Origin of the sequence: Pseudomonas sp. (assembly GCF_049590575.1) — a bacterium.
Taxonomy (GTDB): domain Bacteria; phylum Pseudomonadota; class Gammaproteobacteria; order Pseudomonadales; family Pseudomonadaceae; genus Aquipseudomonas.
The window spans coordinates 1-4,397 of sequence record NZ_JBAWDE010000128.1 but is presented as its reverse complement, the minus strand read 5'-3'; the positions used below and the strand labels follow the sequence as shown (position 1 = coordinate 4,397).

Below are 4,397 nucleotides of genomic sequence, written 5' to 3'. Positions count from 1 at the left end.
AGCCCGCTCCCACATTTGATTCGGTTTTGGCAGGGGATTAGCCGCGTTTGGTCAGGCCCATCTTCACGCGCCCCTCCGCCGGGGTCATGACCCGAGCACCCAACCGGCTGAGGATTTCACTCGCGCGTTCCACCAGTTGCCCGTTAGTGGCGAGCACGCCTTTGTCCAGCCACAGGTTGTCTTCCAGGCCGACCCGCACGTTGCCGCCCAGCAGCACCGCCTGCGCCGCCATCGGCATTTGCATGCGGCCGATACCGAAGCCCGCCCACACCGCGTCGGCGGGCAGGTTGTCGACCATGGCCTTCATGGTGGTGGTGTCGGCCGGCGCGCCCCAGGGGATGCCCAGGCACAGTTGGAACAGTGGGTTGTCGAGCAAGCCTTCCTTGATCATCTGCTTGGCGAACCACAGGTGGCCGGTGTCGAAGATTTCCAGTTCGGCCTTTACGCCCAGTGCTTGAATGCGCTTGGCGCCGGCCCGCAGTTGCGCCGGAGTGGAGACGTAAATGGTGTCGCCATCGCCAAAGTTCAGGGTGCCGCAGTCCAGGGTGCAGATTTCCGGCAGCAGTTCCTCGACGTGGGCGAGACGGGTCAGCGGGCCGACCAGGTCGGTGTTGGGGCCGAACTCCATCGGGTTTTCGCCGCCGCCGATCTCCAGGTCGCCGCCCATGCCGGCGGTGAGGTTGACGATGATGTCGATGTCGGCCTCGCGAATGCGCTCCATCACTTCGCGGTACAGGGCGACGTCGCGGCTGAATTTGCCGGTCTCGGGGTCGCGCACATGGCAGTGCACAACCGTAGCGCCGGCCTTGGCGGCCTCGACGGCGGCAGCGGCGATTTGTTTGGGGGTGACCGGCACGTGCGGGCTTCTGCCGGTCGTGTCGCCAGCACCGGTGAGTGCGCAGGTGATGATGACGTCGTGGTTCATGAGGCGGTTCCTTACAGGCGTGGTGATGCCGTTCGCAGCCGATGTGGGCTGCGAGGCGGTGATTTCAGAGGGATTACTTGCTGGTCAATTGCAGGTTGGCGGCGGCCGGTTTGCCGTCAAAGGTGGTCACGCCTTCCAGCCAGCGCGCCTGGTCTTGCGGGTGGTCCTTGAGCCACTGCTTGGCGGACTCCAGGGCGTCCTTGTGATCCAGCAACGGCTGCATCATTCGGCTTTCGTCGGCGGCGGTGAAGGTCAGGTTGGTCAGTAGCTTGTGCACATTCGGGCATTGCTCGGCGTAGGTCGGCGAGGTGACGCTCCACACCGTGGCCATGCCTTCGTTCGGGCCCAGGGCGTCGTCGCTGCCGGTGAGGTAGGTCATGGCGACGTTGACGTTCATCGGGTGCGGCGCCCAGCCGAAGAACACCACTGCTTCCTTGCGGCGCACTGCGCGGTCGACGGCGGCGAGCATGCCGGCCTCGCTGGACTCCACCAGCTGGAACTTGCCCAGGCCGAACTGGTTCTTGGCGATCATCGCCTTGATCTGCGTGTTGGCGCCCGAACCCGGCTCGATGCCGTAGATCTTGCCGCCCAGTTCCTTCTCGAACTTGGCGATGTCGGCGAAGGTTTTCAGGCCCTTGTCGGCCAGGTAGGTCGGCACGGCGAGGGTGGCGCGCGCGTCCTCCAGGCTGGGTTTGTCGAGGACCTTGACCTGCTTGGCGTCGACAAACGGCGTGATGGTCTGGGTCATCAGCGGGTTCCAGTAGCCGAGGAACAGGTCCAGGCGCTGGTCGCGGATGCCGGCGAAAATGATTTGCTGGGAAGCGCTGGTCTGTCTGGTCTTGTAGCCGAGGCCGTCGAGCAACACTTGGGTCATGGCGCTGGTGGCGATCACGTCGGTCCAGTTCACCACGCCCATGCGCACGTTCTGGCAGGATGCGGCGTCTGCGGCCATCACGTGGGTGCTCAAGACAGCGCTGGCGCTGAGTGCGAGTACACAGCGGCTGATCAGTCGGTTCATGGTGGATCCCTCGGCAGGTCGTTATTGTGGGTGCCGGCGTCTTTGTGCGCCGTGGGGCTGATGTGCAGGGATACGTTACGGACCTTCGCGCCCGACAAAACGCACGGCGGCGACCCGCTCTTGCACTGCAGCGACCTGTCCCCTTGAATCCACCCGAGAACGGGAGTATCACAGTGCCACGCTGCCCGTCCTACGAGAGCGCCACCATGTCCCAGGATTTCTACTTTCTGCTGATGCCGGGCTTCTCGGCCATCGGCTTTATCTCCGCCCTCGAACCGCTGCGCGTGGCCAACCGCTTTCGCGGCGAGCTGTACCGCTGGCACGTGTTGAGCGCCGACGGCGGCGCTGTGCTGGCGAGCAATGGCATGTCGGTCAACGCCGACGCTGCGCTGGAGCCGCTGAAAAAGGGCGCGACCTTGCTGGTGGTCGCTGGCTTCGAGCCCCTGCAGTTCGCCACGCCCGCCCTGGAACACTGGCTGCGCCGCCTCGATCACGACGGCGTGACCCTCGGCGCCATCGACACCGGCGCCTGCGTGCTGGCCGAGGCGGGCCTGCTCGACGGGCACCGGGTCACCCTGCACTGGGAAGCCATCGACGCCTTCAAGGAATCTTATCCACAGCTCACGGTGACCCAGGAACTGTTCGAGATCGACCGCCGCCGCATCACCTGCGCCGGAGGCACGGCGTCCATCGACCTGATGCTCGACCTGATTGCCCAGGCCCACGGCCCGGACTTGGCGATCCAGGTCTCCGAGCAGTTCGTGCTCGGCCGTATCCGCCCGCGCAAAGACCACCAGCGCATGCAGATCGCTACGCGCTACGGCATCAACAACAAAAAGCTGGTGCAAGTGATCGGCGAGATGGAGCAGCACACCGAGCCGCCGCTGAGCACTTTGGCCCTGGCCGAGGCGATCAAGGTCACCCGGCGCCAGCTGGAGCGCCTGTTTCGCCTGCACCTGAACGACACCCCAAGCAACTTCTACCTCGGCCTGCGCCTGGAAAAAGCCCGGCAGTTGTTGCGCCAGAGCGACCTGAGCGTGCTCGAAGTGAGCATTGCCTGCGGGTTTGAGTCGCCGTCGTATTTCACCCGCAGCTATCGGGCGCGGTTTGCCAAGTGCCCGAGGGAGGACCGGCGACGGGAGGTGGTTTGACGGTTAATTATAGTCAATTATACTCGTTGCTATAATTTATAGTCCTTTCCATAATTGAGTATAAAAGCATGTCCAAGCACAGCGGCTTTGTATTCCGCCGCCCCGCACTGGCAAGCAGCATCGCCGATGGCCTGGTGGGGGCCGGTATCCAGGATTTCACCTCTGGCCTGTTTCTCGCGGCGCCGCGTCGCACCGGCAAAAGTACTTTTTTGCGCGAAGATTTGATCCCGGAGTGTCAGCTGCGGGGTTGGCTGGCGGTGTATGTGGATCTCTGGGCCGACAAAGAGAAAGATCCGGCGGAGTTGATCGCCAGCGCCATTGCCGCTGCGCTGGTGCCCTATGAAAAGGGCATACGCAAACTGGCTAAGAACATCGGTATCGAGAAACTAAGCTTTCTGCGCACGCTCTCCTGGGACTTTACCAAACCGCAATTGCCGGTCGGTGCGACGCTGACCCAAGCCTTGGAATTGCTCCATAGCGCGGCGGAAAAGCCCGTCGTGCTGGTGATTGACGAAGCGCAGCACGCCTTGACCACCGAGTCGGGTATCAATGCGATGTTCGCGTTAAAGGCCGCTCGGGATCAGCTCAATCAAGGTCGTGACGAGGAGGGCAGCGGTTTGCGCCTGGTGTTTACCGGCTCCAACCGCGACAAGCTCGCGCATCTGGTCCTTGGCAAAAGCCAGCCGTTTTTCGGCTCCAGCATCACGCCGTTCCCCTTGCTCGGCAAAGAGTTCACCCAGGCTTACACGCTGCATTTGAATGCCCATCTGGCCAAGACCAACCAATTCAACGCGGCGGATATCGACGAAGCATTCGAGCTGGTAGGCCGTCGCCCCGAGATGCTGCGCACCATCATCGGCGAAGTGGCGCTGGAATTGGGCGAGGCAAGCAACCTGGGCCAACTGCTGCACAGCCGCGCCGAACTGCTGCGCGCCGGCGTGTGGACCGAGTTCGAAAGCGCCTGGAACGCCCTCACCATTCCCCAGCGCGCCGTGCTGGAGGTCATGGTGGAACGCTCGCAGAACAACGAACCCTTCGCGCCCTTCACCGACAGCACCCTGACGGCGGTCAGCAAGGCGCTGGAGGACATGGGCAGCGACATGGTGCCCGGCACCCAGACCATCCAGGCCTGCATCGATGCCCTGCGCGACAAGGAGCTGGTATGGAAGTCGAGCCGGGGTGGTTATGCCCTGGAAGACAAAACCTTTGGGGATTGGCTGCTGCACAGGCGCCGTACAACTCATTAAAGGACAACACAAACCAAATGTGGGAGCGGGCTTGCTCGCGAAGGCGGTGTGTCAGT

At 63.1% G+C, this 4,397-nt stretch carries 4 protein-coding genes; 2 read left to right on the top strand and 2 right to left on the bottom strand.

Going from position 1 to position 4,397, the window contains the following annotated elements; all coding sequences use genetic code 11:
- Positions 1 to 37 precede the first annotated feature (37 nt).
- Both WBR57_RS10070 and WBR57_RS10065 read right to left on the bottom strand, forming a co-directional pair.
- The gene (locus tag WBR57_RS10070; protein ID WP_424083701.1) at positions 38 to 925 is read right to left on the bottom strand and encodes a 3-keto-5-aminohexanoate cleavage protein; all 888 of its coding nucleotides are present in this window, start codon (positions 923 to 925) and stop codon (positions 38 to 40) included.
- Between the two features lie 73 nt (positions 926 to 998).
- Complete coding sequence (locus WBR57_RS10065; protein ID WP_424083700.1) at positions 999 to 1,943, bottom strand: choline ABC transporter substrate-binding protein; 945 nt, start codon at positions 1,941 to 1,943, stop codon at positions 999 to 1,001.
- A gap of 206 nt (positions 1,944 to 2,149) precedes the next feature.
- On the opposite strand from WBR57_RS10065, the gene WBR57_RS10060 reads away from it, so the two are divergent.
- Positions 2,150 to 3,094 carry a GlxA family transcriptional regulator gene (locus WBR57_RS10060; RefSeq protein WP_424083699.1) on the top strand — a complete coding sequence of 315 codons (945 nt, stop codon included), beginning with the start codon at positions 2,150 to 2,152 and terminating at the stop codon, positions 3,092 to 3,094.
- A 68-nt stretch (positions 3,095 to 3,162) separates the two neighbouring features.
- A complete protein-coding gene (locus tag WBR57_RS10055; RefSeq protein ID WP_424083698.1) occupies positions 3,163 to 4,341 on the top strand; it encodes an AAA family ATPase in 1,179 nt (392 codons plus the stop codon).
- The last annotated feature ends 56 nt before the right edge of the window (positions 4,342 to 4,397 follow it).

What these genes read in the sequence shown, in the direction of transcription:
- WBR57_RS10070 (WP_424083701.1), bottom strand. Translation starts at nt 925, where the DNA reads ATGAACCACGACGTCATCATCACCTGCGCACTCACCGGTGCTGGCGAC.
- WBR57_RS10065 (WP_424083700.1), bottom strand. Translation starts at nt 1,943, where the DNA reads ATGAACCGACTGATCAGCCGCTGTGTACTCGCACTCAGCGCCAGCGCT.
- WBR57_RS10060 (WP_424083699.1), top strand. Translation starts at nt 2,150, where the DNA reads ATGTCCCAGGATTTCTACTTTCTGCTGATGCCGGGCTTCTCGGCCATC.
- WBR57_RS10055 (WP_424083698.1), top strand. Translation starts at nt 3,163, where the DNA reads ATGTCCAAGCACAGCGGCTTTGTATTCCGCCGCCCCGCACTGGCAAGC.